The organism is Sphingopyxis sp. YR583 (genome assembly GCF_900108295.1).
In the GTDB taxonomy this organism is placed as follows: domain Bacteria; phylum Pseudomonadota; class Alphaproteobacteria; order Sphingomonadales; family Sphingomonadaceae; genus Sphingopyxis.
This window is the reverse complement of the sequence record NZ_FNWK01000002.1, coordinates 188,157-214,635: the sequence shown is the minus strand read 5'-3', so window position 1 is coordinate 214,635 and position 26,479 is coordinate 188,157. Positions and strand designations below refer to the sequence as shown.

Below are 26,479 nucleotides of genomic sequence, written 5' to 3'. Positions count from 1 at the left end.
ACGCCTATTTGGGCAGATTCAATGCAACTTTGCTGCACATGCGCGAAAGCCGCTCCGCGAACAACGCTTGCCCTGCCGCGCCGGACACCAGATCCTGCCGCATCTCGATCCCGATATAGGGTACACCGTTCGCCTCGGCATGCCGGTTCATCGTCGCATTAAGCAGTTTGCCCGAATAGGGCTGCTGATCGCCAACGATCATATCTTCGGCTTCCAAAGCCGCAATTGCCGCCGCCGCGAGGCGGTCGTCCTCATTATACAGGACGCCGACATGCCAAGGCCGAGCTTGATCGGGGTGTGCCGCAAGCGACGGGGTAAAGCTGTGCAGCGACAGGATCATCGCAGGACGATGCGACGTGATCGTCGCGGCGATATGGGCATGATAGGGGCGAAAAAGGCGCGCGAGCCGGGCTTCGCGCGCACCATCGTCGAGCGCGTTGCCGGGAACCGCATGGCCGTCGCTCGCGATGGGCAATACCCCCGGCGCATCCTCGTCACGATTGCAGTCGACGACGAGACGCGACACGCCACCGAGGATCGCGGCGTCGACCGCGCCGCCTTCGACGAGCAATGCCGCCACCTCGGCCACCCCGATGTCGATCGCGATATGGTTGTTAAGCAACGCGGGTTCGACGCCGAGATCGATGTCATCGGGCACGAAATTCGACGCATGATCTGCGATCAGCAGGATACCGCCCGCGCGCGCTTCACCAAACTGCCGCCACGCTTCGCTCACCTCAACACTCCTGTCATAAGCCACCAGCCCGGATGCCGCTCGGCAAGCGAGGCGGCAGCGGCATCGCGCTCCGCCGCCGCGTCGAACAGCGCAAAGCAGGTCGCCCCGGATCCTGACATGCGCGTCAGCCACGGCTTGAGCCCGCCCAGTTCGAGCAATATGTCGGCGACCGCCGGGCATTGCGCAATGGCAGGGCGCTGCAAATCGTTGCGCGCCCCGAACAATTGCGCGCGCATGTCCGCGCCGGTGAACAGCGGCCCGCGATCAATCCCGTCCCATGCGGCGAACACAGGTCCGGTCGCCACCGGGCGGCGCGGATTGATGAGCAGCACAGGCGTTCCGCCGAGCCGCAGTTCGGGCACGGGGCTGAGTTCTTCGCCCACTCCAACGCCGAGGCACGTCTCGCTCGTCACGCAGGCGGCAATATCGGCCCCGAGCGGGCTGATAATCCGCGCCAGCGTCGCATCGCCAAGCTCGGGAAGGAAATTCGCGCGGACGAGCCGCGCCATCGCTGCAGCGTCGGCTGATCCTCCACCGATTCCCGCCGCAACAGGTAGCATCTTGGTCAGCCTAACCGACAGCGGGGGGATGCGCGCCGCGTCATAACGGCTGCGCAGCAACGCTAGCACCCGCATCACCAGATTATCGCTACCCGCACTCAACCCTTCGGCAAAATCGCCATCGATGACGAGACTATCGGCACCGGCAAGTTCAGCCGCGATGGGATCGCCGCCATCCACGAAAGCGAAAAGCGTCTCGATCTCATGATAGCCATCGGCGCGCCGCCGCCTGACATGCAGTGCGAGGTTGATCTTCGCCCAGCCGGTCTCGCGGAACGCCGTCACGGCGCGGTCGTCGCCGACGTCAGCCCGTCGCGCAGTTTTGCTTCCAGCCGCGTCGCCATGTCGGCATCGGCGAGCAGCGCCGCGGCGCGCCAGTTGTAACGTGCGCGAAACTTCTGCCCCGCCTGCCAATAAGCATCGCCCAGATGCTCGACGATCACTGCATTTTCGGGCTCCCCCGCCTGCGCCTTTTCAAGCAGCTTGATCGCGTCGTCGGTGCGTCCGGTCAGGAAATAGGCCCAGCCGAGCGAATCGGCGATGCTCGCATTCTGCGGTTCCCGTGCCCACGCCGCTTCTATCCGGGCGAGTGACTGCTTTACATCCTTGCGGCGTTCCAGCGCCGAATAACCGGCGAAGTTCAGGATCGAGGCGTCATCTGGACTAAGCGCCACCGCCTTTTCCATCAGCGGCACGGCCGCGTCCCATTGCTCGGCCTGCAACAGCAACTCGGCGCGCGCGATCAGCAGGGTGCCGCGCAGCGACTTGTCATCTTCATCATCGCCAAGCGACGCTTCGAGCCGCTCATAGGCGCGTGCCGCTGCCGCCGGATCATTCGAGCGGCGCGCGATGTCGGCGAGGCGGACGAGCATGCTGCGAGCGGGATTTCCGTTCGCCGCAGCTTCGGCGAGCTTGGCGGCGCCGGACAGATCACCCGCGTCAGCAATCAATTCGGCACGGCGCATCATCAACACTGGCGTCAGCGCCGTCCGTCCTGTGTCGAGTAGCGCGATGGCATCGCCTTGCTGTCCGTTGCGATCGAGCGCCTCGACGAGCGTCGTCCGTACCGCCATATCCTGATCGTTCAGCCAATAAGCGGCGCGCGCGAAAAGCAGCGGAAGCTTCGCGCTGCCGTTGGGCGTGCGCGCCAACCCGTCGGCAAGCAGCCCGAGCCATTGCGCGGTTCCCGCGCGCGGGGTCGAGACCGGCTGATCGGGCAGAAGCAGCATTGGATCCTCGCGCTGGCCCGATGCCAGCGCGATCCGTCCGTGAAGACGCTGCGCCGCATCGTGCTCGCCCGCCTTGTCGAGCGTCGCCGCAAGGCGCAGGCCTACCAACTGGCTTGTGCGGTCCGTCAAGGTCACGCCATCGGCCAGCATTGCCGACGCCGCAGCACGTTTCGTCGCAGCCTGGACGAGCGCGACCTGAAGCGTCAGCGCAGGTTCGGGGCGCATCCGACTGTTTGCGGTGAGCAAATGGCGCTCGGGGAAACTTTGTCGCGCGCCAACATCGATCCACGCGTGTACCGTCGGCACGATCAGCCGCGTGATCGTGTCGGCCCCCGACTTGTCGGCGCGGCCAGCCATATAGTCGCGCGCCGCTTTCCAGTCCGACCGGCGCATCGAATCGACCATCAGGACCAGTTGTGCATCGAAACGGCGATCGCCGGATAACCACAGTCGAAGCGCGGCCGAGCGTGCGGCCTCAAGGTCGCCCGCCTCGATCGCTTGTTCCAACATCCGACCGCGGAGGCCCGGCAAATCGGGCGCGACGCTTGAAACGGCGGTCAAGGCTGAAAGCGCCGCAGCGGGATCGCCACCCTCCTCCGCCAGTCGCGCGCGAACCAGCGCGTTCAGCGCCGCGCCGCTGTCATCGACGGCCTGTGCCGGAACCGCTGCCGCGAATGCGGCAACGGCCAGCAGGAAACGGGCGGGCTTACATATTGGGGTAATTGGGGCCTCCGCCGCCTTCGGGGGTGACCCAATTTATATTCTGGGTTGGATCCTTGATGTCGCACGTCTTGCAATGGACGCAATTCTGCGCGTTGATCACGAATTTCGGATCACCCTCAGCCTCGCCGACGATTTCGTACACGCCAGCGGGGCAATATCGCTGCGCGGGCTCGTCATAGAGCGGCAGGTTGTATGCAACCGGGATCGACGGATCCTTGAGCTGCAGGTGGACCGGCTGATCCTCCTCATGGTTGGTATTCGAAACGAACACCGATGACAGGCGGTCAAAGGTCAGCACACCGTCGGGCTTGGGATAGTCCGGCTTCGGCATGATATCGGCGCGGTACAGGCTTTCATTGTCCGGATGATGCTTCATCGTGAACGGCATTTTGATCTTGAGCGTTTCCGCCCACATCGTGATCGCCGAAAGTATCGTTCCCGCAAAGTCACCATATTTCTCGACCAGCGGCAGCACGTTGCGCACGACGCTGAGCTCTTTCTTCACCCAGCTGTCGTCATAGGCATCCTGATAGGCGGTCAGCGTATCGCTCGTCCGCCCCGCCGTCACCGCCGCGAAGGCTGCCTCGGCTGCCATCATGCCCGATTTCATCGCGGTATGAGTGCCCTTGATACGCGGGACGTTCAGGAAACCGGCGCTGTCGCCGATCAGCGCGCCGCCCGGAAAGGCGAGCTTCGGCACCGACTGGTAACCGCCGTCGCTGATCGCGCGCGCGCCATAGGAGACTCGCTTTCCGCCCTTAAGGATCTTGGCGATCTCGGGGTGCGTCTTCCACTTCTGCATCTCCTGAAATGGGGAGATATGCGGATTGCGATAGTTGAGCCATGTCACGAAGCCCAGCGCGACCTGTCCGTTCGCCTGATGATAGAGGAACCCGCCGCCATTGGCATTATTGTCGAGCGGCCAGCCCTGCGTATGAATCACGCGGCCTTCGGCGTGGTTCTCGGGCTTCACATCCCAGAGTTCCTTGATGCCGAGGCCATAAACCTGCGGCTCGCAATCGCCGTCGAGTGCGAATTGCGGTTTCAGCATCTTGGTCAGATGCCCGCGTACGCCTTCGCCGAAGAAGGTGTATTTCGCGTGCAGTTCCAGCCCGGGCGCATAATCGCCCTTGTGGCTGCCGTCGCGCGCGATGCCCATATCGCCGGTCGCGACACCCTTGACCGAGCCGTCGTCGTTGTAAAGAATCTCGGCGGCCGGAAATCCGGGGAAAATCTCGACGCCCAGCCCTTCGGCCTGCTCGGCGAGCCAGCGGCAAAGATTGCCGAGGCTTCCCGTATATTTTCCCGCATTGTGCATGAATGGCGGCATGAAAATTTCAGGGAGGCCGAACTTCTTCGTCTTGGTCAGCACCCAATGCTGGTTGTCGTTGACCGGCACCTGCGCCATCGGGCAACCCTGTTCGCGCCAGTCGGGGATCAGTTCGTCGAGCGACTTGGGATCCACCACCGCACCCGACAGGATATGCGCACCGACTTCCGATCCCTTTTCCAGGATACAGACCGACAGTTCGCTGCCAGCCTCATTCGCCAGTTGTTTGAGGCGGATCGCCGCCGAAAGTCCCGCCGGACCTGCGCCGACGATGACCACGTCATAGGGCATCGATTCCCGTTCGCTCACCGCAAATACCTTTCTGCCGTCCCTGCGCGGACATTCATCGTGCCCTGCGCTCATTCTGTCACGATTTGCGATGCCCGCCAATTGACGCGTCCGTCAACTGCCTGTTTGAATTATCTCATGGGTGGGCGAAACTCTGGGTTGCTTGCGGAAAGCATTTGCGACTGGTGGTCGATGGCCGGCGTCGATGCGCTTGTCGGCGAACAACCGGCGGGCTGGCTTGTTACGCCGCCGGCCAATGACGCTGCGGCCGCCAAGCCGAAACGCGTTGTTCATGCCGAACCCGAACCCCCTCCACTTCCCGCGGCACTCCAGCGTCAGGAAGCGCCTGAAACGGCCGAACCCAAGGGCCCCGTCGTGTTTCCGGATGAATGGGCCGAATTCAGGAACTGGCTTGCCGAGAGCGACGAGGTGCCGGGTAGCCAGTGGGATGCACGCCGCGTCCTTCCCGTCGGCGAGGCGGGGGCCCCGCTGATGCTGCTTACTGCATGGCCAGAAATCGACGACCAGCAAAGCGGAACGCTGTTTTCCGGCGCCGCAGGCAAGCTGCTTGACGCGATGTTGCAGGCGATCGGCATGGCACGCGGCGATTGCTATGTGGCAAGCTTGGCGGTGACGCGGCCCGCGGGCGGTCGCTGCGACGGCGAAGACGCCGCCGAACTCGTCCGCCTGCTGTGGCATCACCTCCGACTGGCGAAACCCGGCCGCCTCTTGCTCATCGGCAGCGACATCGCGCGCATGGCGGCTGCGACCGCGCTGCCCGACGCGCGCGGACGGTTACTGAATATTAACCAAGATGGCGGCAATCTGGAGGCTGTGGCTGTGGCGCATCCCGCGATGCTGCTGGCCCGCCCTGCCCAGAAAGCGGCGGCATGGGATAGCCTGAAACTGTTCAACCGGGGACGTTGACGGATGCAGAATATGACCAGAACATTGATTTCATGCGCCGCAATGGCGCTTTCGATCGGCGCGATACCGGCGTTCGCCGCCGATGCCGGCAACCGCGACCTTATATCCGCGCCGCAAACGGTGCCTGATATACTGTCGTCGAAGCAGAAACAGCTTTACACCCAAGTGCTCACCGCGATCCGCGGGCAGCGTTGGGCCGAAGCCAAATCGCTGCTCGACGGGGCCGACAACGGCCCCCTGAACGACTTCCTCCGCGCCGAATTGCTGACCGCCGCGAATAGCCCGCGCGCCGAAGTTTCGGACATCATGCCGATCCTGTCGCGCTCGCCTTTCCTGCCGCAAGCCGCACAACTTGGCCGTCTCGCTGTGAAACGCGGCGCAACCGATGTGCCGACAATGCCGATTCAGTCGAGACTTGCCTGGTCGGGCAGCGCGCCGCGCCGTCTCGGCGCCGATGCCGTGAGCAGCGACCCCGTCGCGGCGAGCCTTGCACGAACGATACCCGACCGGATCAAGAATGACGATCCCGCAGGCGCCGAAGCCCTGCTCAACGCCGTCGCCGACCGGCTGAGCCCGGAAGCGCGCAATGAATGGCGTCAGAAGGTCGCCTGGTCCTATTATATCGAGAATGACGACGCGAATGCGCTGCGTCTCGCCAGTGACTGCAGCGACGGACGGGGCGCGTGGTCGACGCAGGGCGCATGGGTCAAGGGGCTCGCCGCCTGGCGCACCCGCGACTACCGCACCGCACTCACCGCTTTCGACCGCGTATCGAAGGAAGCTCCCGACAGCGAACTGCGTGCTGCCGCTTATTATTGGGCTGCACGCGCCGCCGTCGCTGCCGGTGAACCCGCTTCGGTGCAGTCGCGCCTTCGCGCTGCCGCCGGCAATGAAGAAACGCTCTACGGCCTGCTCGCTGCCGAGATGCTCGGCGTCGAGACGACAGCGCAGCGCGAGAATGTCCGTGCCGACCGCAGCGCGTGGCGCGCGCTCGAGGATCTGCCGAACGTCCGCATTGCAATGGCGTTCTCGGAGATCGGCGAGGATAATTATGCGGGTGCGGCTTTACACCATCAGGCGCTGATCGGCGATCCACGCCAGCATGAACAATTGCTCGCGATGGCCGGCGCGCTCAGCCTGCCCGAAACGCAGCTCTACCTCGCCCACAATACCCCGCAGGGGCGCAAGGTAGCGGCGCAGACCCGCTATCCGCAGCCGAAATGGGAGCCCAACGGCGGCTGGAAGGTCGACCCTGCGCTCGTCTTCGCCCACACGCTGCAGGAATCGCGTTTCCGGCGCACAGTCGTCAGCCCTGCGGGCGCGTTCGGCCTGATGCAGGTTCGCCCCGGCACCGCACGCGACATTGCGCGCTGGCGCGGTGACAGCGGCACGGGCGACCTGCGCATTCCCGCGGTCAACATGGATATGGGACAGAGCTATCTGCAATATCTCAGCAAGGATCCTTCGACCGGCGGCCAGCTCCCGAAGGTGATCGCCGCTTATAATGCCGGGCCCGCGCCGATTGCGCGCTGGCAAACGGAGATCCGCGATAATGGGGATCCTTTGCTTTACATCGAATCGATCCCCTATTGGGAAACGCGCGGCTATGTCGGCATCGTACTGCGCAATTACTGGATGTACGAAGCGCAGCAGGGCAAACCATCGGTCAGCCGCGCCGCGCTCGCACAGGGCAAATGGCCGCGCTTCCCCGATGGCAAGGACCGCACCCGCCTGACCTATGCCGGCACCCTAGCCAATGCCGATTGACGAGAGCCTGACTTTCAAACCGGTTCGCATCGCCGTCCTGACGATCTCCGACAGCCGCAGCGCGGCGGAGGACCATTCGGGCGACAAGCTCGAGGAACTGCTGACCGACGCCGGCCACACCCTCGCCGCGCGCGCGATCATCAGGGACGAGACCGACCTGATCGTCTCGCGCCTGCACAACTGGATCGACGACCCCCAGGTTGACGTCGTGATCACGACCGGCGGCACCGGCCTCACCGGCCGAGACGTGACGCCCGAGGCGCTGCACCGGCTCGACGGCAAGGATATTCCAGGCTTTGGCGAGTTGTTCCGCTGGCTCAGCTATCAGACGATCGGCACTTCGACGATCCAGTCGCGCGCCTGTGCGGTCGTCGCGCGCGGCACCTATATTTTCGCTTTGCCGGGTTCGACCGGCGCGGTGTCCGACGCTTGGAACGGCATCCTCTCGACCCAGCTCGACAGCCGCCATAGGCCATGCAATTTCGTAGACTTGATACCGCGGCTTACCGAATAGCGCATTTGTTCTTTCTTTGTTCCAATCAGCGCAATATCCTTGGCCGATGGAATCGCCGAAATCCCTCCCCCCGATCGCGGGCCGCGGCGCACCGACAAATTTACGCCCGACGCGAACCGGTGCGGCCGAACGCATCGTAGACGGCGACTGGCTTGATGCGGCAGAGGATATCGACGGCGAAGCGCCCAGGTTGCGCACGACGGTGACGGTCGAGCATCCGAAAACGATCATCTCGCGCAACAGCTCGCCCGACATCGGCTTCGATCGTTCGATCAATCCCTATCGCGGCTGCGAGCATGGCTGCATTTATTGTTTTGCGCGCCCGACGCACGCGTTCCACGACCTGTCGCCGGGGCTCGACTTCGAAAGCAGGCTCTTCGCCAAACCCGACGCGGCCAAGCTCCTTCGTTCGGAACTGGCGAAGCGGGGCTACAGGGTCGCGCCGATCGCGATCGGGACCAACACCGACGGCTACCAGCCAGTCGAACGCGAATGGGGTATCACGCGGTCGATCGTCGAAGTCCTCGCCGAAACGCGGCACCCGCTCATCATCACGACCAAGTCCGACCGGCTGATGCGCGACCTAGACCTGCTCGCCGACATGGCGCGCGATAATCTTGTGGGCGTCGCGGTATCGGTAACGACGCTCGACGCCAAGATCGCCCGCACGCTCGAGCCGCGCGCGCCGCATCCACGCCGACGCCTCGCCGCGATCCGCCAGCTGATCGACGCGGGCGTACCGACGCAGGTCAATATTTCGCCGATCATTCCCGCGATCACCGATCACGAGATCGAGGCGATCATGGCAGCAGCAGCCGAAGCGGGTGCGATCCGCGCCTCCTATATCCTCATGCGCCTGCCCTACGAGGTCGCCCCGCTGTTCCGAGCCTGGCTCGCCGCGCATTACCCCGACCGCGCCGACAAGGTGATGCATATGGTGCAGGACATTCGTGGTGGCCGCGACAATGACCCGAATTTCTTCACGCGGATGAAAGGGCACGGCGTCTGGGCGCAGCTCATCCGCACCCGCGTCAAACGCGCGGCGCGCGAACATGGCATGGACAAGAGTTTCCCTCCCATCCGCTGCGACCTGTTCAGGCCGCCCGAACGCGACGGCCAGATGGAGTTGTTCTAGGCGGCCGTCAGCGACCGTAGCTTGTAATCCTTGTAATCGTCACGGATCTGGCGTTTCAGAATCTTGCCGGTCGCGGTGTGCGGCAATTCATCGACAAAGACGATCTCGTCGGGCAGCCACCATTTGGCGACCTTGTCCTTCAGGTAATCGGCGATCGCCGCTTCGCTCGTATCGGCGCCCGGCTTCCTCACAATCAACAATATGGGTCGTTCGTCCCATTTGGGGTGATAGACCCCCACCGCGGCGGCTTCCTGCACGCCCGGCGCGCCGACCGCGGCATTTTCCAGCTCGATCGAGCTGATCCATTCGCCGCCCGACTTGATGACATCCTTCGCACGGTCAGTAATCTGCATGACGCCGTCGGGATGGATGACCGACACATCGCCGGTGTCGAACCAGCCTTCGCCATCGGTCGCGTCCTGGTCGCCCTTGAAATAGCGCTGGATGATCCAAGGTCCGCGGCATTGCAACCGCCCGCTCGTCACCCCGTCGCGCGGCAGCTCATTGTCCTCATCGTCTACGATGCGCAGTTCGACGCCGAACGGCGGGCAGCCCTGGCGGCACACGACATCGACCTGTTCGTCGAAACTCATCTCGTCCCAGTTCCACGGACGCTTGCCCATCGTGCCGATCGGTGAGGTCTCGGTCATGCCCCATGCGTGCGCGACCTCTACGCCTGCCTTCATAAAGCGTTCGATCATGGCGCGCGGCGCCGCCGATCCGCCGATGATGACCCGCTGCAATTTGCCGTAATCGATACCCGTCGCATCCATATGCCCGAACATCGCGAGCCAGACCGTCGGGACACCGGCGCTGTGCGTCACACCCTCGCCGTGCATTAGGTCGCAAAGTATCTGCGCATCGTTGGTCGCCGAAAACACCAGTTTCGCACCCACAGTCGCCGCCGCAAAAGGGATACCCCAGCTATTTGCATGGAACATGGGCACGATCGGCAGGATGACGCTGCGGTTCGACATGTCGAACACATCGGGCTGGATCTCGGTAATCGCATGGATGACGTTCGAGCGATGCTCATAAAGCACGCCCTTCGGGTTTCCCGTCGTCCCGCTGGTATAGCAAAGCCCCACCGGATCGCGCTCGTCGAGCTCCACCCATTCGAAACTGCCGTCCTCGGCATCGATTAGGTCGCGATAGCTTTTATAATCGCCCTTTTCCGGCGCATCGAACAGGATGAAATGCTCGACCGTAGGCAACTGGCCGCGCAGCCGCTCGACGATCGGCAGGAACATCGCATCGAAGAACAGCACGCGGTCTTCAGCATGGTTGATGATATAAACGAGTTGCTCGTCGAACAGCCGCGGGTTGACCGTGTGCAGCACCCCACCGAGACCGGCGCTGCCGTACCAGCTGACCAGATGATGCGCGTGGTTCATCGCCAGCGTCGCGATGCGATCGCCCTTCTTCATTCCCAGCCGGGTCATCGCGGCGGCAAAGCGGCGCGCATCCTTGCCGACATCGTCCCACGTCGTGCGCGTCATGCTGCCGTCGGCCCAGCGCGAGACGATTTCGCGCCCGGCATGTTCGCGCGCGGCATGGTCGATCAGGCTCGTGACGAGCAGCGGCTGGCCCTGCATTCCCATATTCAGGCATCCTCAAATTATCGTTGCTCTCAAGGAATAGGGCTGGAAACGGTCGCCGCGCAAGGGCCAAGCCGGAAACAACCGCTCCCCCAATCGCAAAGGGTTGCACATCGTTTTCCCGAAAGGCGGCGGCTATCGTCGATTCAGCTGGGCAGACCGTCGATATGAGGGACATCGATCAGGTCGACATCCCATTCCGCGCGGCTGGCGCAACAGATATGAGCGGTGGGGCGAATGGCGACGGATCCGTCAAGGCTTCCGGCCGGAACGACAAGCAGCGCGCCATCCATCTGCTCGACGGGAAGCGCCGATCCGCACCTGCTGCAAAAGCTCCTTTCATGACGCGTTTCGGGCAACCGGAACCGAGCCACCATTTCCTTGCCCGACAACCAGTCGATCGTTGCGCCGGTCGCAAACAGATTGGCGCCGTGCGCCGACCCACTATTCTTTCGGCATCGCGAACAATGGCACAGGAAAAAGGCATCGAATCCGCCCGAAATCTCGAACTGCACCGCACCACAAAGGCAGCTACCCGGGGTCTTGCCTTCGGTCATCCTAACGGACGCGAAATTCGCGCTGCGCAACCAGCGAAAGCGCCGCCTCGGTGATCCCGGCGACCATCTCGAAACGCGAAACCGTATCGGGGCCCAGTGCGAAACCGCGTCCCAACTCGATCCGAACATCCTCGTCGGTCAGCGGATCGCGCGTTGCGATGACGACTTTCCCGCGCGCGTCGTCGCGCGTTTCCAGCAAGCGCGCGATTTCGGGTATCGCGTCGGGCTGATCGACGCGGCACGTCAACTGCAGGGCGGCGGTCGCTGCAATATCCAACAGCGACTGAGCGCCGCGTACCGTCACGCGAGGCGTTTCCTCACCCTCGAGCAGGTCGAGTTCGACCGATAGGATTGCGCAGCCGCCGTCGGCCGCCAGCGCCTCGAGCGTCTTGCCCGCGATCTCGTCGAAACAGCTCGATTGGAATTGTCCGCTACGATCCGACAAGGTCAGATTGAGAAAGCGATTGCCGCGCTGCGACACGCGCGGCCGCGCGCTTTCGACCATGCCAGCCATCACCATCGGGATGCGCGTGCCCGGTGTCATTTCGACATTGGCGCATATATCGCCATAAGACCGCGCACCGCGAGCCGAAATAATCGCTTCATATTGCTCGACCGGATGCGACGAGAAATAGAAGCCGAAGGCATCCTTTTCACGCGTCATCCGCTCGGCGAGCGTCCAGGGTTCGGCGGCGGGAAGTTGCAACGCCGGGGCAATCGCAATGTCGCCGCCGAACAGGCCGCCCTGCCCCGTCGAACGTTCGTGTGCAGAGCTGTTGGCACAGGCGAGCAAGCTTTCTGCACCGGCGAAGGCGCGCGGTCTGTCAGCTTCGATACAATCGAACGCGCCCGCACCCGCCAGCGCCTCGATCTGGCGCCGATTGAGCAGCTTCGGGTCGATGCGGCTCGCGAAATCGTCGAGAGAGGCGAAATCACCCTTGGCACGTTCAGCGACCAGCGCTTCCATCGCCTTTTCCCCGACGCCCTTGAGCGCGCCAAGCGCATATCGGACGGTCAGCCCGTCGTCGCCGCGTCCGACAGAGAAATCGGCCTCGCTGTCGTTAACTGACGGCGGCGCGATGCCGACGCCGAGGCGGCGCATATCGTCGATGAAGATCGACAATTTGTCGGTCTGGTGACTATCGAACGACATCGATGCCGCAAAGAATTCATGCGGATAATGCGCCTTCAGCCATGCTGTCTGATAAGACAGTAGCGCATAAGCGGCGGCGTGGCTCTTGTTGAAGCCATAGCCCGCGAACTTGTCGATCAAGTCGAACAGCTCGTTCGCGGCCTTGGGCGCAATCTGGTTATGCTCGCCGCAGCCCTTCACAAAGGTTTCGCGCTGCGCGTCCATTTCGGCCTGGACCTTCTTGCCCATCGCGCGTCGAAGCAAGTCGGCGCCGCCGAGGCTGTAGCCGGCGAGGATCTGCGCCGCCTGCATCACCTGCTCCTGATAGACGAAGATGCCATATGTTTCGGCAAGAATGCCTTCGAGCAACGGGTGCGGATAGGCGATCGGCTCGCGCCCGTTCTTGCGCGCGCCGAACAGTGGAATATTGTCCATCGGTCCCGGCCGATAGAGCGCGACGAGCGCGATGATATCACCGAAATTGGTCGGCTTCACCGCCGACAGCGTGCGCCGCATCCCTTCGGATTCCAGCTGGAACACCCCGACGGTCTCGCCGCGCTGGAGCAGCTCGTAAACCGCCGTATCGTCCCACGCGAGCGCATCGAGATCGACATCGACCCCGCGCAGCGCAAGCAGGCGTTTCGCCTCCTTCAGCACAGACAGCGTCTTGAGCCCGAGGAAGTCGAATTTCACAAGACCGGCGGTTTCGACATATTTCATGTCGAACTGGGTCACCGGCATGTCCGAACGCGGATCGCGATACAGCGGGACGAGCTGGTCGAGTGGACGGTCGCCGATCACCACACCCGCAGCGTGGGTCGAGCTGTGACGCGGCAAGCCTTCCAATTGGCGCGCCATGTCGAACAGGCGGCGGACCCCGTCGTCCTGCTTATATTCGGTCATCAGCTCGGCGACGCCGTTCAGCGCGCGTTCGAGCGTCCAGGGGTCGGTCGGATGGTTTGGTACCAGCTTCGCCAGCCGGTCGACCTGTCCGTAGCTCATCTGGAGCACGCGGCCGGTATCCTTGAGAACCGCGCGCGCCTTCAGCTTACCGAAGGTGATGATCTGCGCGACGGTGTCGCGGCCGTATTTTTCTTGCACATAGCGGATCACCTCGCCGCGCCGCGTTTCGCAGAAGTCGATGTCGAAGTCGGGCATCGACACGCGCTCGGGGTTGAGGAAGCGTTCGAACAGCAGGCCGAGCTTGAGCGGATCGAGATCGGTGATCGTCAGCGCCCAGGCAACGACGCTACCCGCGCCCGAGCCGCGCCCCGGCCCCACGGGAATATCGTGCGTCTTCGCCCATTTAATGAAATCGGCAACGATCAGGAAGTAGCCGGGGAAACCCATCTGGACGATGACCCCGACCTCGAAATCGAGCCGCTCGACATAGGCCTGTCGCTCCTCGTTGGAGAGCTCGGGATAATGCGAGAGCCGCGCCGCAAGGCCCGCATGCGCGTCAGCCTTGAGCTGCGCCGCCTCGCCCTCGCGGTCGCCCGCGAGACTCGGCAGAATCGGCGCACGCTTCGGCGCCATGAACGCACATCGCTGCGCGATCACCAACGTGTTGTGGATCGCCTCGGGCAAATCCGAAAATGCGTCCTCCATGGCCTCGGCCGGCTTCAGCCATGCCTCGGGGCTCGATACGCGCCGGTCCTCGCTCTCGACATAAGCCGACTGCGCAATGCACAGCATCGCATCGTGCGCGGCGTGAAAGTTCGGCTCGACGAAATTCGCGGGGTTGGTTGCGACGACTGGTAGTGCACGCGCATAGACCAGATCGATCAGAGCCGCTTCGGCGGCGATCTCGGTCGCATCGCCGCGCCGCGACAATTCGATGTAGAGCCGCCCGCCGAACAAGGCTTCCAATTGCTCGACATAATCTTCCGCCGCCGCCTTTTGCTCACCCGCGAGCAGCCGCGCCAGCGCGCCCTCGCCGCCGCCGGTCAGGCAGATCAGCCCGTCGGTCTTGCCCGCGATATCGGACAGCAGCACATGCGGATCCTGTTCTACCGGGCGGCCAAGATGCGCTGCGGACACAAGCGCACACAAATTGTCATAGCCCGCATTATCCTGCGCATAGAGCGCCAGCCAGTCGATGATCGGCGCGCCGTTCGCGAGCCGCTGCCCCGGACGCGCGACGCTGAGCAGCGTGCCGACGATCGGCTGCACGCCGGCGGCCTTGCACGCCTCGCCAAAGGCCATGACGCCATACAGCCCGTTGCGATCGGCAACCGCGATTGCCGGAAATCCGCGCTCGCGCGCCGCTTTCGCGATCAGCTTGGGCTCGATCGCCCCCTCCAGCATCGTGAAACTGGAAAAGACGCGCAGGGGAACAAAGGGGCTGTAGGCCATCGGATGACGCTACAGTGACAGCGGTGATTCTGCCAAGGCTTAACCCAAAAGTTCCTCGATCTCTTTGCGCAATTGCTCGGGCTTGGTCGTCGGCGCGTGGCGCGAGACGGTCTTGCCGTTCCGATCGACAAGGAATTTGGTGAAATTCCATTTGATCCCGCTGCCAAGAAGCCCGGTCTTTTCCTTCTTCAGATGTTTGAAGATCAGATCGGCGTCGTCGCCATTGACGTCGATCTTCGCCATCAGCGGGAAGGACACGTCATAGGTCAGCGAGCAGAAGTTCCTGATTTCTTCAGCATCGCCCGGCTCCTGCGCGCCGAACTGGTTACAGGGAAAGGCAAGGATCTCGAACCCGCGATCCTTGTAATCGCGGTATAGCTCTTCCAGCCCCTCATACTGCGGAGTGAAGCCGCATTTGGAGGCGGTGTTAACGATCAGCAGCACCTTGCCCTTATAATCCGAGAGCGACTGCGTTCCGCCGCCCGGTAGCTTTGCCGAAAGATCATAAAGCGCCATCGTTGATCCCCTCCACTATTGCCAGCCTACGCCTCGATATGCCCCTCGTGCAACCGCAGCACCCGGTCCATTTTCGCCGCCAACCGCTCATTATGGGTCGCCACCAACGCCGCCGAGCCATGGTCGCGCACCAACTTGACGAACTGGTCGAACACCCGATCGGCGGTCGCTTCGTCAAGATTGCCCGTCGGCTCGTCGGCAAGCACAAGAAGCGGCCGGTTCGCCAATGAGCGAGCGACGGCGACGCGCTGTTGCTCGCCGCCCGATAATTTACTCGGCTTGTGATGCAGCCGCTCGCCAAGGCCAAGACGCCCGAGCAGATCCGCTGCGCGTTCTTCCGCCTCTTTTTGTCCCGCGCCACGGATCAACTGCGGCAGCACGACATTCTCGATCGCGTTGAAATCGGGCAGCAGGTGATGGAATTGATAGACAAACCCGATTTTCTCGCGGCGCGTCTTCGTCCGCTCGCCCTGTTCGAAGCGGGTCACATCTTCGCCGTCGATCCGGATCGTCCCATCGAAACCGCCTTCGAGCAAGCCAACAGCTTGCAGCATCGTCGATTTGCCCGATCCCGACGGCCCGAGTAGCGCAACAATCTCGCCGCGCTTCAGCGTCGCGTTCACGCCGCGCAGCACCTCGATCGTGACGTCGCCTTGCGTGAAGCTGCGCTTCAGCGCGACGAGTTCCAGTGCCACATCACTCATAACGCAGGACCTGCACGGGGTCAGTATTGGCGGCCTTATATGCCGGGTACAAAGTCGCGAGGAAGCTGAAGACGATCACCATGATGACAATCGCCGTGATCTCGAACGGATCGGGCTTCGACGGCAATTCGGTGAGGAAGCGGATCGACGGATCCCACAGCGGCTGGCCGGTCAGAAACTCGACCCCGCGCAGCACGCTCTGGCGAAAATAGAGCAGGCTGAAGCCGACGATCATCCCGGCGATCGTCCCGGCGAGGCCGATCGAGAGGCCGATCGCCATGAAGATGCGCATCACCGAATCGCGCGGCGCGCCCATCGTGCGCAATATCGCCATATCGCGCGTTTTTGCCCGCACGAGCATGATCAGCGACGAGATGATGTTGAACGAGGCGACGAGGATGATCAGCGACAGGATCACGAACATCGCCACGCGCTCGATCGACAAGGCCTCGAACAAGCTGGCGTTCATCGATCTCCAGTCCGAGACAACCGCCTTTGACGCCACTTTCTCGGCGAGCGGCCGCAATATCTCTCCGACCTTGTCCGGGTCCGTTGTCTTCACCTCGATCATCTGGACCTGGTCGCCGGTGAGCAGCAGCAATTGCGCATCCTCCATCGGCATCACAACATAGGCCTTGTCGAAATCATAGACGCCGATCTCGAAAATCGCCGATATGCGATAGCTGATTTCGCGCGGCACCGTGCCGAAGGGCGTCGACCGCCCCGCCGGATTGATGATGGTCAAGTTCGACCCCACGGTGGCGCCAAGATTGCGCGCCAACTCGCTGCCGATCGCGACATTCCCCGATCCGGGGGTCAGTGTCGCAAGATCTCCCTGCAGCACCTTGCCGTTCAGCGTCTCATTCTTGCGGATGTCAGGCACGGTCATCCCGCGCACCAATATTCCTTCGACCCGTCCGCTGAACGTGCCCAGCAAGGGCTGCTCGATCAGCGGTGTTGCCGAAACAATGCCGGGCGTCGCCTTCGCCTGCTTCAGCACATCCTGCCAATCGTCGATCCGACCGCCGAAGCCCTGCACGACCGCATGGCCGTTCAATCCGACGATTTTGTCGAACAGGTCGCTCCGCACGCCGTTCATCACGCTCATCACGATCACCAGCGCCGCGACGCCAAGCATGACCGCTGTAAAGCTGAATGCCGCAGCGACGAAAATAAACCCTTCGCCGCGCTGCGGAAGCAAATAGCGTTTAAAGATGGTGCGTTCGTAAGGCCGCAGAATCATAGGATGAGAAGCCCTTGCGGCGTACGAGGAATGACACGCATAGCGTCGCTTTAGGCGGCGCTTGAAGCGCTGGCAATGGTCGCCGGCATGGCGTCAAACTGCAGATGAGTTGCAAAATGTGTTGCCGATAGGTCACAGCGCCTTCCAAAAGCGGGCTCAACTACCCGTCAGAGGGTGACAAAGCCCCCCTGCCGACCTACCGACATGGCTTCTGGTTCAACGCGGCCCAAAGGCCCGGCTCCAGGGAGTGCAGGCCTTTCGCCGGGCCTGCAACAAAGGGGGATGGCGAGTGTTCGTCACAGGCGCCCGGGTCTTGGGAACGAGGCCCGGGCGTTGTGATTCCACCTCGATCAAAAACGAACGGCTTTTCTGACAATTTCCGTCAGGGAATTGCGTAAGTCACATTCGCCTGCCCCACCGGCTTTTCGGCGTCGTCGGTCCAGATACGGATATCCATTACCGCAAGCCTCTTGCCAAGGCGCAGCATATGCGCGTCGGCAAAGAGCGGGCCGGGACGGCACGGGCGCAAAAACTGGTAGTTGAGAGCGCTCGTCACCGCCATCGCGACGGGACCGATGTGCGCGAGCACGAGGGCATAGGCCGCCATATCGGCGAACCCCATCTGCGTCGGCCCGGAAATCAAACCGCCAGGGCGGAGCGCCTTGTCGGTCGGGTCCATCCGTGCCTGGACAAAACCCGGCGCGGCGGACACGACATGCCCGCGCGATCCGGGTTCCGAATGCGGGAAAGCCGCCTTCAAAAAGTCGTTGAGCGCGTCCGCATCCATGCGGATCGCGCTCGACGAAATTGGCGCCGCCCCCTTGCCCGCCATCAGATCAGCGCGTCAGCTTCTTGTACGACGTCGCGTGCGGACGCGTCGCATCGTCGCCGAGGCGGCGGATCTTGTCCTCCTCATAGGATTCGAAATTGCCTTCGAACCATTCGACATGGCTGTCGCCCTCGAATGCAAGAATGTGCGTCGCGAGGCGATCAAGGAAGAAGCGGTCATGGCTGATGACCACGGCGCAGCCCGCGAAATTTTCGAGCGCTTCTTCGAGTGCCGCGAGCGTTTCGGTATCGAGGTCGTTGGTCGGTTCGTCGAGCAGCAACACGTTGCCGCCCTGCTTCAGCATCTTGGCCATATGGACGCGGTTGCGTTCACCGCCCGATAGCTGGCCGACCTTCTTCTGCTGGTCGACCCCCTTGAAGTTGAAGGCGCCGACATAGGCGCGCGTCTGCATCTCGTGCTTGCCGATGCTCATCATTTCTGCGCCGCCCGAGACTTCTTCCCAGACATTCTTGTTCGGGTCGAGGGCGTCGCGGCTTTGATCTACGTAGCCGAGGCGCACGGTGTCGCCGATCGTGACGCTGCCGCTGTCGGGCGTTTCCTGTCCGGTGATCAGCTTGAACAACGTCGACTTGCCCGCGCCGTTCGGACCGATGACGCCCACGATGCCGCCCGGCGGGAGCGTGAAGGACAGGCCTTCGAAGAGCAGTTTGTCGCCATAGGCCTTGGAAATGCCCTCGACCTCGATGACCTTGCCGCCGAGGCGCTCGGGAACCTGGATGACGATCTGCGCCTTGCCGGGGATGCGCTTTTCCTGCGCTTCGATAAGCTGGTCGAAGCTCTTGATACGGGCCTTCGACTTGGCCTGACGGGCTTTCGGCGACTGGCGGATCCACTCGAGTTCGTCCTTGATCGCCTTCTGGCGACCGGCATCCTCGCGCGCTTCCTGTTCGAGGCGCTTGCCCTTCTTTTCGAGATAGGTCGAATAATTGCCTTCGTAGACAAAATAGCGGCCGCGATCGAGTTCGAGGATCCAGTTCACGACATTGTCGAGGAAGTAGCGATCGTGGGTGACGAGGATGACGTTGCCCGGATAGTCGACGAGATGCTTTTCGAGCCAGGCGACGCTTTCGGCGTCCAAATGGTTGGTCGGTTCGTCGAGCAGAAGGATCGAGGGCTTTTCGAGCAGCAGGCGCGTCAGCGCGATGCGGCGGCGTTCACCGCCCGACAGATTCTCGACGCTCCAGTCACCCGGCGGGCAGCGCAGCGCTTCCATCGCGATTTCGAGCTGGTTGTCGAGCGTCCAGCCATCGACAGCGTCGATCTTTTCCTGAAGCGTGCCCATTTCTTCCATGAGCGCGTCGAAATCGGCATCGGCGGGCGGATCGGCCATCAGCGTGCTGATCTCGTTGAATCGGTCCATCATGTCGGCAACCGGACGGACGCCGTCCATGACGTTCTCCTTGACCGTCTTGGTCGGGTCGAGCTCGGGCTCCTGCGCCAGATAGCCGACGGTGATATTTTCGCCCGGCCAGGCTTCGCCCGAAAATTCGGTGTCCATGCCCGCCATGATCTTCATCAGCGTCGACTTGCCCGTACCGTTCGGGCCGACGATGCCGATCTTGGCATCGGGATAAAATTGCAGGCTGAGGTTGTTGAGCGTCGGCTTTTGCGCGCCGGGATAGGTCTTGGTCAGACCCTTCATCACGAAACTATATTGGGCGGCCATGGGATATGCTCCGGTATCGGCTGGGCCGCGCGGGGCGGCCGGGAGAAATGTTGGCCGCCGGTTAGCGAATGGGCGCGAACTTGGCAATCGGCGCTTGCGCGCGCAAGGCACGCCGTTACGAAAGCAGCATGAAAATCCCCCACGCTCCCACCGGCCTCGCCGGGATCGCCGCGCTCCTCCTCTCAACCGCCACGTCGGCCGAGACCGCTCCGAGCGCCGCCGAACTGGCGCAGCAGGGCGACGATCCGGCTTGGGCGATCACCGAAGGGCTGACAACCGAAATCGGCCCGCGGCAGGCGGCGACCGAAGCCGAGGCGGCGGCCCGGCGCTGGGGCGTCAAGCGGCTGACCGAAATGGGGTTCCAGAATGTGCGCGAGGAGCCCTTCATGATGCCGACATGGGTGCGCGGCATCGAAGAGGCGTCGCTGATCAGCCCGTTCCAGCCGCAGAAGCTTCACATCGCCGCGCTCGGCAACAGCGCCTCGACGGGCCCCAAGGGGCTGGAGGGCGATGTCGTCTATTTCGCGAGCTATGATGCGCTCGTCGCGGCGCCGGACGATCTCGTGAAAGGCAAGATCGTCTTTATCGATCATCAGATGAAAGCCGCGCAGGACGGCAGCGGCTATGGCCAATATGGCCGCGCGCGATTCACCGGCGCGAATGTCGCAGCAAAGAAAGGCGCGATCGCGGTCGTGATCCGCTCGATCGGAACCGACAGCCACCGCAATCCGCACACCGGCGGCACCAATTTCGAGGCGGGCGTCAAGCCGATCCCCGCCGGCGCGGTTTCCAATCCCGACGCCGATCAGCTGGTACGGCAATGGAAACGCGTCGAGGCGAGCCGGGCTACCGCGCCGCTTCGGTTGAAACTGCTCCTGACGCCGCGGAACCTCGGGCAGCAGCGCTCAGGCAATGTCATCGCCGAAGTGCCCGGTAGCGACCCGGCCGCCAGCCCGGTCATCGTCGCCTGCCATCTCGACAGTTGGGATCTTGGTACCGGGGCGATCGACGACGCTGCCGGCTGTGGGATTATCACCGCGGCAGCGAAGCATGTGATGAGCGCGGGCCAACCGCGCCGCACGATACGTATCTTGTGGGCGGGCGCCGAGGAGGTCGGCGTTTTCGGCGGCAAAGCCTATTTCGACGCGCACGGCAAAGCGAAACACGCCGTCGCGCTCGAATCCGACTTCGGAGCGGACCGGGTGTGGCGCGTCGATTTCAAGCTGCCCGACAGCGCCAAGGCACTGGGCGACCGGATTGCGGCCGCGCTGATGCCGTTCGGCGTCGTGCGCGGCAAGCAGCCGGCGAACGGCGGCGCCGATATCGGCGCGCTCGTGCAGGCAGGGGTTCCGGCAGTCGATCTGGCGCAGGATGGGACACGTTATTTCGACATCCACCACACGCCAGACGACACACTCGACAAGATCGACCCCGTGCAATTGCGACAAAATGTGACGGTTTGGGCCGCGACTCTGGCGATTCTGGCGAACAGCACGAACGAAGAGCTTCCTTAGTATGACGGAGAAATGACAGAATCCCGTGCGCCCCGGCCATCTCAATTATTTTTGTTGACGATTCATGCGGAACGGCTAAATCCCGCGGCTCGCGGTACGGGAAGTTTTCCCGGACGCGTTAAGGCATTTTAGGGAGCCCACACATCATGAAGAAGTTTGCTGCTATCGCCGTTGCTGCCAGCATGTTCGCCCTCGCCGCTTGCGGTGAAAAGGCTGCTGAAGAAGCCACCACCGAAGCTCCGGCCGCTGAAGCGGTTGCTGAAGAAGGCGCCGATGCCGCTGCTGCCGGCGCTGAAGCCGCTGCTGCTGGTGCCGACGCTGCCGCTGCCGGCGCTGAAGCTGCTGCTCCGGCTGACGCCGCTGCTGCCCCGGCCGCTCCGGCTGACGCCGCTGCTGCTCCGGCCGCTGCTGCTCCGGCTGAAGAAAAGAAGTAAGTCGCAGCCCTTCGGGGCGTTGACTGAAACTAGAAACGGGCGGTCTTCCTTCGGGAAGGCCGCCTTTTTCTTTGCCTGCCTTTTTCGTCGAACGCGTTCAGGCGGGATAGACTTGCGCTCCCACCCTGTCTAAGGCGCGGGGCAGTAGTCGGGGAGTAGCGCAGCCCGGTAGCGCGCCTGCTTTGGGAGCAGGATGTCGCAGGTTCGAATCCTGTCTCCCCGACCACTATCTTCCCAAAATCATCAGCCAGCGGATGTCGCGATCAACCGCGCATAGAAATCGATCATGCGCTTGAAGCTGTCGATCGTCATATGCTCGTTGGTTCCGTGGATCATCGCGGTTTCCTTCAGCGTGAAGTGCATCGGCATGAAGCGATACACATCCTCCGAAATCGGCTCCATACTGCGGCTGTCGGTGGCGGCGACGACCAGATAGGGGGCAACGACCGCGTCGGGTGCGTCGGCGCGGGCCGCGGCAACGACATATTTCCAACCTTGCGAGCTGCTCGACGAGACGCGCGACGGCTCGTTGGGCGGTTTCACCCAGCTGAGTTCGACAGGCGCGTCGCCGACCGCCGCCTTCGCGCGCGCCATCACATCGGCCGAGCTGTTCCACGGCGCGATGCGATAGTTGATGAGCGCACTAGCCGATTGCGGGAGGACATTCTCCTTGGGACTGCCCTCGAGCATCGTCGGCGCGATCGTCGTATGGAACGCCGCCGCCGATGAGGGCGACGCCGAGAGCTGTTTCCTGACCAGCGATCCGAGCAGCCACTGGTTCGCGACCCCCAGCTTCGTCGTACCGCCCTTGTGCGCGGCAAGCGCCTCGACCATCGCCGCTCCCGGTCCTCGCATCTCGATCGGGAACGGGCTGTCGGTTATCGCCAGCACCGCGCGCGCCAGCGTCGTCACGCCGGTTTCGGCGGGTGGCATCGAACTGTGGCCGCCGGGTGCGTTGGCAGTGACCTTGAGCGTCGCATAGCCTTTCTCGGCGATGCCGATCAGGATGGCGGGCCCGTCGATCACCGGCGTGTCGCGCAGCACGACGCTGCCTTCGTCGAGCGTGTAGAGCGCGCGCACGCCCTCTGCTTTCAGCTTGGCGGCTGCGGCGACAGCGCCCGATCCGCCCGCTTCCTCGTCATGCCCCGACACGAGATAGACGCCGCGCTTGGGCTTGAAGCCGTTAGCGGCCAGCGCCTCTATCGCTTCGAAAAGGCCGATGAGCGAGCCCTTGTCATCCACCGTTCCGCGGCCCCATACCGCCTTTTCGGCGATCGTCCCTGCAAAGGGCGGGTATTTCCAGTCGCCTTCGGTCCCTTCGGTGACCGGCACGACATCCTGATGCGCCATGACGATGATCGGCGCGAGCGACGCGTCACTGCCCGGCCAGTGATAGACAAGCGTCCGGTTCGGCAGGATCGTGCGCGCCATGACCCGGTGCGTCGCGGGATAGGTCGCCGCGAGCCAAATATGCAGGCGGTCCCATTCGGCGATATCGTTCTGAGCCGGATCCTGATGCGAAATCGTCTTGATCTGGGCAGCCGCGCTCAGATGTCCGACCGCCGCGTCGAGATCGTAGGACGGGATAGCGGCAAGCCGGATATCGCTGCCATCGGCGATATTCTCTGGCGCAAATGTTGCGGTCCGTACCGCCACCGTTCCCGCGATCAGCGCCACAATCGCCAGGCCGCCAAGAAAGATCGTCCGCCGCTTCCCCATGTCCCTCTCCTTCTATGCCCGCAGTGAAGAGGTATCGATTTCGATTTGCAAGGGAAATGGCAGGAAAATGGTGGGCCCGGCAGGACTCGAACCCGCAACCTAGCCGTTATGAGCGGCCAGCTCTAACCGTTGAGCTACAGGCCCCCTTTTCAACCCGGAAGGGGGTGTGCGGGCGATAGCGGACGCGGCGGCGCATTGGCAAGCGCCAACGATCAGGCGCTGGGTCAGGAAGGAGTTTTTCGCCTGGCCATCGCCAATATTTCGGCCGCGCTGGTTGCTTCGACGCCGCGACGCGCCAGATGATCGAGCACGATGTCCCACCAGCGGTAGAAGGTGTAGAGATCCTCGCCGCTGCGGACATAGGGGGTATTTCCGGGCTGCAGCGATGGCGAGTGAAACGAGAAGTTGAGGATCGGCAGCCGCGCCGCGACCGCCAGATCGATCGCTTTGCAGGCTCGCTCGGCCGGAATACCTTCGGGCGTCAGCGCGATCCGCTCGACAAGCCCCAGACGGGCGAGCGCAGCACCGGCAAACGTACCGCTACGCGCGATCCGGTGGTAGATGCCGCGACCTGCACCGCCGAGCCAACCATCGAAGACCGTTGTGACCGGCATTTCGAGCACGGCCCCCTGTCCGGTGCGAACCCACCAGGGATGCAATGGCGCGTTGCGATAGTCGGGCCCATATCCCGCGCGATAATCGAACCCGCTACGGACCGACGTATCGCAGCGGAACCCCAGTTCGGCGAGCATCTCCGCGCTATCGGGGCCCAGTCCGTAACGTCCCGCACGATAGACCGTGGGCGCGATGCCGAAGCGATCGCGGATCGCGTCGCGGAGCGCCGTCATTTTCGCGCGCTGTAGAGCCTCGGGCAGGTTTCCGGTGTAGCTGTTGCGCTCATTCACCTCTTCATCGTGCGGCGGCGTCACCCAGGGATGAAGCTGCGCGCCGATTTCGCAGCGGCCACCGTCTTGCGCCGCACGCAGGATGGCTACCGCACGGTCATCGGCAACGATCGGCCAGTCGACAAGGTAGATGGGCCGAACGGCGGCGCGTTCGAAATAGTCCTGACATTCGGCAAGCGCGGGAACCGATGCGAGGCGATAGCCCGTGCGCGCAAAGGGCGCCTCCCAGTCGAAATCCTCCTCGGTATCGATCGTGACCCAGAAGCGGGACCGTTCGCCCGCTTCCAGCGTAATCACGTCCGATGCGGCCGGATATGCAAAAAAATTCCCCGCAGGCTGCACCATGCGTCCCTTTGCCCCGAAGGCCAGCCGACCGGCGGCCTATTCGCCTTGCTGGGCTTCCAGCTCGACTTCGGCCTTTGAGTTGGCGGAGGGCAGGTGCAAGGTCAAGGCGTTATGCCCGATATCGAGGCGTCCACCGCTCGCCCGCGCGAGGCTGTCGACAAGGCGGAGCGAGAAACCGAGGCTGAGTACGGCGGCGCCGGGAGCTTCGCCTTCGGGACTGAACCCCGGATCGAGCAGATCGGCTGCCGTCGCGAAGCGGATCGTCGCGGGGCGCACGATCCGCAACTGGAGCATATCGTCGTGCGGCGATTCCAGCACCAATTGCCCGACAAGGATTGCCCCCGGTTCGGATACATCGACCAATGCCGTGAGCAAGCGGCCGACCATGCGCCGCACATTGGCATCGCTAGCAGGGCCGAAGAACGGCCCTCCGACCCGCGAGATACTGAGGTCGACGCGCTGATCGACGAGGAGCGACGCGAGATCGCCTTCCACCTGCTTTACGATCGCATCGATATCGACGACCCCTTCGGGCGATACGTCAATATTGTCCGATCCGCTTCGCGCCGCGGTTTCCAGGTCGTCGATGATCGCTTGCACGGACGCGGCATCGGCCACGATCTTTTCGGCCATCGCCCGGTAATTATGACTGACCGGCCCGAACATCTGTCCCGAGATGATCTGCGCAAAACCGGAAATAGCGTTCAACGGGCTGCGAAGTTCGTGGATCAACTGGCGGATCGAATCGCCCGAATCTTCCGCTGCGGGTCGCCCATAGGGCGTTTCGTTGCGGTGCGGGCGCCGCGCGCTCGCGCGATAGCCGCGAAACTGTCCCGTCGCCGGGTCGAACCAGGGCAATGCGGAAAAGCGCCATTCGCCGGCATCGGCGGGCGTCCCTTCCAGAAGCATGCGCGCGTTGATGATTTCGGCCCGTTGGCGAAAAGCGCCCGCAGCGACGCCATCGGTCCCGGGCTCGCCGCCAAAAGCCGCATCGGCGATCGACAGGCCGATCACCGCGCCGCGCGTCACGCCTTCGGCCCAGTGGATCACGCCGTCGGGGCCCGTTTCGAACAGGAAAGCCGCCCGCGGCGTCAGCGAGTGAGCGGGCTGCGTGCGTGTCGATTGATATTTGTCGATCCGGCGAACAAGTTCGCTGATCTGGCTGGGATGGCTCTCGGTCGCGGGCTCGGAGGTCGATTTCGGCGGGAGTGTCACCTCGTCGGCCGCCGGGATCTGCGGCTGCGGCAAAGCCACCGATGCCGCGCCAAGGCTGGCAAGGGCGCGATATACGCCGCCCGGAAGATCGGAGCGGCTAGCTAATACCGATCGCGCCATCGCGTTCGTCGCCGGCAGCACCGCCAGCCAGTCGGCTTCGGCAAGGCGCGCGTCGCGCAGCATCGTTGCCGACACCGCCGGAACATCATTGGCATAAAGCGCGACGAGCGGGGCGAAACGCCCATGACGCGCGATCGCCCGCGCGCAGTCGCGCCGCACGGCTTCGGGAATGCGCGGTCTCAACACCGCGAGCGCATGCAGGCTGCGACGAATATCGTCATCATCCAGTTGATTGCCGCGCTGCGCCAGAATATCGGAGAGTTGCCGCCACGCCGTGATACTCGCACGGCGATCCGCAGGCGCCTGGCGCAAGATGGTCGCAATCATCGAGTCAGCAGTCACGCGAATTGAGCCCCACACCCTCGGTCGTTGGTTAGCATATGCTTACCGGCTAGCG

The 26,479-nt window shown here is 63.2% G+C and carries 21 protein-coding genes and 2 tRNA genes; 7 read left to right on the top strand and 16 right to left on the bottom strand.

The genetic code is table 11. The features are described from left to right. Window positions 1-4 precede the first annotated feature (4 nt). From BLW56_RS13005 to BLW56_RS12990, 4 genes are all read right to left on the bottom strand, one after another. Window positions 5-736 carry an N-formylglutamate amidohydrolase gene (locus BLW56_RS13005; RefSeq protein ID WP_093511117.1) on the bottom strand — a complete coding sequence of 244 codons (732 nt, stop codon included), beginning with the start codon at window positions 734-736 and terminating at the stop codon, window positions 5-7. Beyond that, the gene (locus BLW56_RS13000) at window positions 733-1,581 is read right to left on the bottom strand and encodes a 4-(cytidine 5'-diphospho)-2-C-methyl-D-erythritol kinase (protein WP_093511116.1); all 849 of its coding nucleotides are present in this window, start codon (window positions 1,579-1,581) and stop codon (window positions 733-735) included. The genes BLW56_RS13005 and BLW56_RS13000 overlap by 4 nt, the downstream gene beginning before the upstream one ends. Further along, entirely contained in the window at window positions 1,578-3,035 is a 1,458-nt protein-coding gene (locus BLW56_RS12995) for a tetratricopeptide repeat protein (protein WP_093511590.1), read from the bottom strand. The genes BLW56_RS13000 and BLW56_RS12995 overlap by 4 nt, the downstream gene beginning before the upstream one ends. 196 nt (window positions 3,036-3,231) lie before the next feature. After that, the gene (locus tag BLW56_RS12990) at window positions 3,232-4,887 is read right to left on the bottom strand and encodes an electron transfer flavoprotein-ubiquinone oxidoreductase (protein WP_093511115.1); all 1,656 of its coding nucleotides are present in this window, start codon (window positions 4,885-4,887) and stop codon (window positions 3,232-3,234) included. A gap of 171 nt (window positions 4,888-5,058) precedes the next feature. Between BLW56_RS12990 and BLW56_RS12985 the strand changes: the two genes are divergently transcribed. Genes BLW56_RS12985 through BLW56_RS12970 form a run of 4 tightly spaced genes read left to right on the top strand, consistent with a single transcriptional unit; the run spans window position 5,059 to window position 9,209 of the window. Further along, window positions 5,059-5,793, top strand: a complete 735-nt coding sequence (locus tag BLW56_RS12985) for a uracil-DNA glycosylase family protein (protein WP_256203456.1) — start codon at window positions 5,059-5,061, stop codon at window positions 5,791-5,793. 12 nt (window positions 5,794-5,805) lie between these two features. After that, a complete protein-coding gene (locus BLW56_RS12980) occupies window positions 5,806-7,560 on the top strand; it encodes a lytic transglycosylase domain-containing protein (RefSeq protein WP_256203455.1) in 1,755 nt (584 codons plus the stop codon). Then, on the top strand, window positions 7,550-8,074 hold the full coding sequence (gene moaB, locus BLW56_RS12975; protein WP_093511113.1) for a molybdenum cofactor biosynthesis protein B: 525 nt from the start codon (window positions 7,550-7,552) through the stop codon (window positions 8,072-8,074). The genes BLW56_RS12980 and moaB overlap by 11 nt, the downstream gene beginning before the upstream one ends. Window positions 8,075-8,120: 46 nt before the next feature. Next, on the top strand, window positions 8,121-9,209 hold the full coding sequence (locus tag BLW56_RS12970; protein WP_093511112.1) for a PA0069 family radical SAM protein: 1,089 nt from the start codon (window positions 8,121-8,123) through the stop codon (window positions 9,207-9,209). Here BLW56_RS12970 and BLW56_RS12965 read toward each other — a convergent pair. The 8 genes from BLW56_RS12965 to ettA all read right to left on the bottom strand — a co-directional run bounded on the left by BLW56_RS12965 (window position 9,206) and on the right by ettA (window position 19,830). Beyond that, on the bottom strand, window positions 9,206-10,810 hold the full coding sequence (locus BLW56_RS12965; protein WP_093511111.1) for a long-chain fatty acid--CoA ligase: 1,605 nt from the start codon (window positions 10,808-10,810) through the stop codon (window positions 9,206-9,208). The genes BLW56_RS12970 and BLW56_RS12965 overlap by 4 nt on opposite strands. 143 nt (window positions 10,811-10,953) lie before the next feature. Next, on the bottom strand, window positions 10,954-11,364 hold the full coding sequence (locus BLW56_RS12960) for a GFA family protein (RefSeq protein WP_093511110.1): 411 nt from the start codon (window positions 11,362-11,364) through the stop codon (window positions 10,954-10,956). 1 nt (window position 11,365) lies between these two features. Next, on the bottom strand, window positions 11,366-14,851 hold the full coding sequence (gene dnaE / locus BLW56_RS12955) for a DNA polymerase III subunit alpha (protein WP_093511109.1): 3,486 nt from the start codon (window positions 14,849-14,851) through the stop codon (window positions 11,366-11,368). Window positions 14,852-14,890: 39 nt separating this feature from the next. After that, on the bottom strand, window positions 14,891-15,367 hold the full coding sequence (locus BLW56_RS12950; protein WP_093511108.1) for a glutathione peroxidase: 477 nt from the start codon (window positions 15,365-15,367) through the stop codon (window positions 14,891-14,893). 26 nt (window positions 15,368-15,393) lie between these two features. Then, complete coding sequence (locus tag BLW56_RS12945) at window positions 15,394-16,071, bottom strand: ABC transporter ATP-binding protein (RefSeq protein ID WP_093511107.1); 678 nt, start codon at window positions 16,069-16,071, stop codon at window positions 15,394-15,396. Beyond that, window positions 16,064-17,314, bottom strand: a complete 1,251-nt coding sequence (locus BLW56_RS12940; protein ID WP_093511106.1) for a lipoprotein-releasing ABC transporter permease subunit — start codon at window positions 17,312-17,314, stop codon at window positions 16,064-16,066. The genes BLW56_RS12945 and BLW56_RS12940 overlap by 8 nt, the downstream gene beginning before the upstream one ends. A 382-nt stretch (window positions 17,315-17,696) precedes the next feature. Continuing rightward, on the bottom strand, window positions 17,697-18,146 hold the full coding sequence (locus BLW56_RS12935; protein WP_093511105.1) for a PaaI family thioesterase: 450 nt from the start codon (window positions 18,144-18,146) through the stop codon (window positions 17,697-17,699). Between the two features lie 4 nt (window positions 18,147-18,150). Continuing rightward, window positions 18,151-19,830 (bottom strand): energy-dependent translational throttle protein EttA, encoded by a 1,680-nt coding sequence (gene ettA / locus BLW56_RS12930; protein ID WP_093511104.1) that lies wholly within the window; start codon window positions 19,828-19,830, stop codon window positions 18,151-18,153. Between the two features lie 128 nt (window positions 19,831-19,958). On the opposite strand from ettA, the gene BLW56_RS12925 reads away from it, so the two are divergent. The 3 genes from BLW56_RS12925 to BLW56_RS12915 all read left to right on the top strand — a co-directional run bounded on the left by BLW56_RS12925 (window position 19,959) and on the right by BLW56_RS12915 (window position 22,004). Then, complete coding sequence (locus BLW56_RS12925; protein WP_093511588.1) at window positions 19,959-21,344, top strand: M28 family peptidase; 1,386 nt, start codon at window positions 19,959-19,961, stop codon at window positions 21,342-21,344. Window positions 21,345-21,548: 204 nt separating this feature from the next. Then, a complete protein-coding gene (locus BLW56_RS20650; protein WP_177175965.1) occupies window positions 21,549-21,911 on the top strand; it encodes a hypothetical protein in 363 nt (120 codons plus the stop codon). 16 nt (window positions 21,912-21,927) lie between these two features. Then, window positions 21,928-22,004: transfer RNA gene (locus tag BLW56_RS12915), tRNA-Pro, on the top strand. A 17-nt stretch (window positions 22,005-22,021) separates the two neighbouring features. Here the strand turns inward: BLW56_RS12915 and BLW56_RS12910 are convergent. From BLW56_RS12910 to BLW56_RS12895, 4 genes are all read right to left on the bottom strand, one after another. Then, window positions 22,022-23,497: a M20 family peptidase gene (locus BLW56_RS12910; RefSeq protein WP_093511102.1), complete on the bottom strand. Its 1,476-nt coding sequence runs from the start codon at window positions 23,495-23,497 to the stop codon at window positions 22,022-22,024. Window positions 23,498-23,565: 68 nt separating this feature from the next. After that, window positions 23,566-23,641, bottom strand: a tRNA-Ile gene (locus BLW56_RS12905). Between the two features lie 80 nt (window positions 23,642-23,721). Next, the gene (locus tag BLW56_RS12900; protein ID WP_256203454.1) at window positions 23,722-24,699 is read right to left on the bottom strand and encodes a polysaccharide deacetylase family protein; all 978 of its coding nucleotides are present in this window, start codon (window positions 24,697-24,699) and stop codon (window positions 23,722-23,724) included. Between the two features lie 84 nt (window positions 24,700-24,783). Further along, window positions 24,784-26,409 carry a histidine kinase dimerization/phospho-acceptor domain-containing protein gene (locus BLW56_RS12895; protein WP_093511100.1) on the bottom strand — a complete coding sequence of 542 codons (1,626 nt, stop codon included), beginning with the start codon at window positions 26,407-26,409 and terminating at the stop codon, window positions 24,784-24,786. Window positions 26,410-26,479: the final 70 nt, after the last annotated feature.

Excerpts from the sequence above, each read along its gene's own strand:
- BLW56_RS12925 (WP_093511588.1), top strand. The coding sequence starts at position 19,959 with ATGAAAATCCCCCACGCTCCCACCGGCCTCGCCGGGATCGCCGCGCTC.
- BLW56_RS12945 (WP_093511107.1), bottom strand. The coding sequence starts at position 16,071 with ATGAGTGATGTGGCACTGGAACTCGTCGCGCTGAAGCGCAGCTTCACG.
- BLW56_RS12950 (WP_093511108.1), bottom strand. The coding sequence starts at position 15,367 with ATGGCGCTTTATGATCTTTCGGCAAAGCTACCGGGCGGCGGAACGCAG.
- BLW56_RS12965 (WP_093511111.1), bottom strand. The coding sequence starts at position 10,810 with ATGGGAATGCAGGGCCAGCCGCTGCTCGTCACGAGCCTGATCGACCAT.
- BLW56_RS12985 (WP_256203456.1), top strand. The coding sequence starts at position 5,059 with ATGGCCGGCGTCGATGCGCTTGTCGGCGAACAACCGGCGGGCTGGCTT.
- moaB (WP_093511113.1), top strand. The coding sequence starts at position 7,550 with ATGCCGATTGACGAGAGCCTGACTTTCAAACCGGTTCGCATCGCCGTC.
- BLW56_RS12895 (WP_093511100.1), bottom strand. The coding sequence starts at position 26,409 with ATGATTGCGACCATCTTGCGCCAGGCGCCTGCGGATCGCCGTGCGAGT.
- BLW56_RS12940 (WP_093511106.1), bottom strand. The coding sequence starts at position 17,314 with ATGATTCTGCGGCCTTACGAACGCACCATCTTTAAACGCTATTTGCTT.
- BLW56_RS12995 (WP_093511590.1), bottom strand. The coding sequence starts at position 3,035 with ATGTTGGAACAAGCGATCGAGGCGGGCGACCTTGAGGCCGCACGCTCG.
- BLW56_RS12910 (WP_093511102.1), bottom strand. The coding sequence starts at position 23,497 with ATGGGGAAGCGGCGGACGATCTTTCTTGGCGGCCTGGCGATTGTGGCG.
- BLW56_RS12960 (WP_093511110.1), bottom strand. The coding sequence starts at position 11,364 with ATGACCGAAGGCAAGACCCCGGGTAGCTGCCTTTGTGGTGCGGTGCAG.
- ettA (WP_093511104.1), bottom strand. The coding sequence starts at position 19,830 with ATGGCCGCCCAATATAGTTTCGTGATGAAGGGTCTGACCAAGACCTAT.
- BLW56_RS12980 (WP_256203455.1), top strand. The coding sequence starts at position 5,806 with ATGACCAGAACATTGATTTCATGCGCCGCAATGGCGCTTTCGATCGGC.
- dnaE (WP_093511109.1), bottom strand. The coding sequence starts at position 14,851 with ATGGCCTACAGCCCCTTTGTTCCCCTGCGCGTCTTTTCCAGTTTCACG.
- BLW56_RS12970 (WP_093511112.1), top strand. The coding sequence starts at position 8,121 with ATGGAATCGCCGAAATCCCTCCCCCCGATCGCGGGCCGCGGCGCACCG.
- BLW56_RS12935 (WP_093511105.1), bottom strand. The coding sequence starts at position 18,146 with ATGGCGGGCAAGGGGGCGGCGCCAATTTCGTCGAGCGCGATCCGCATG.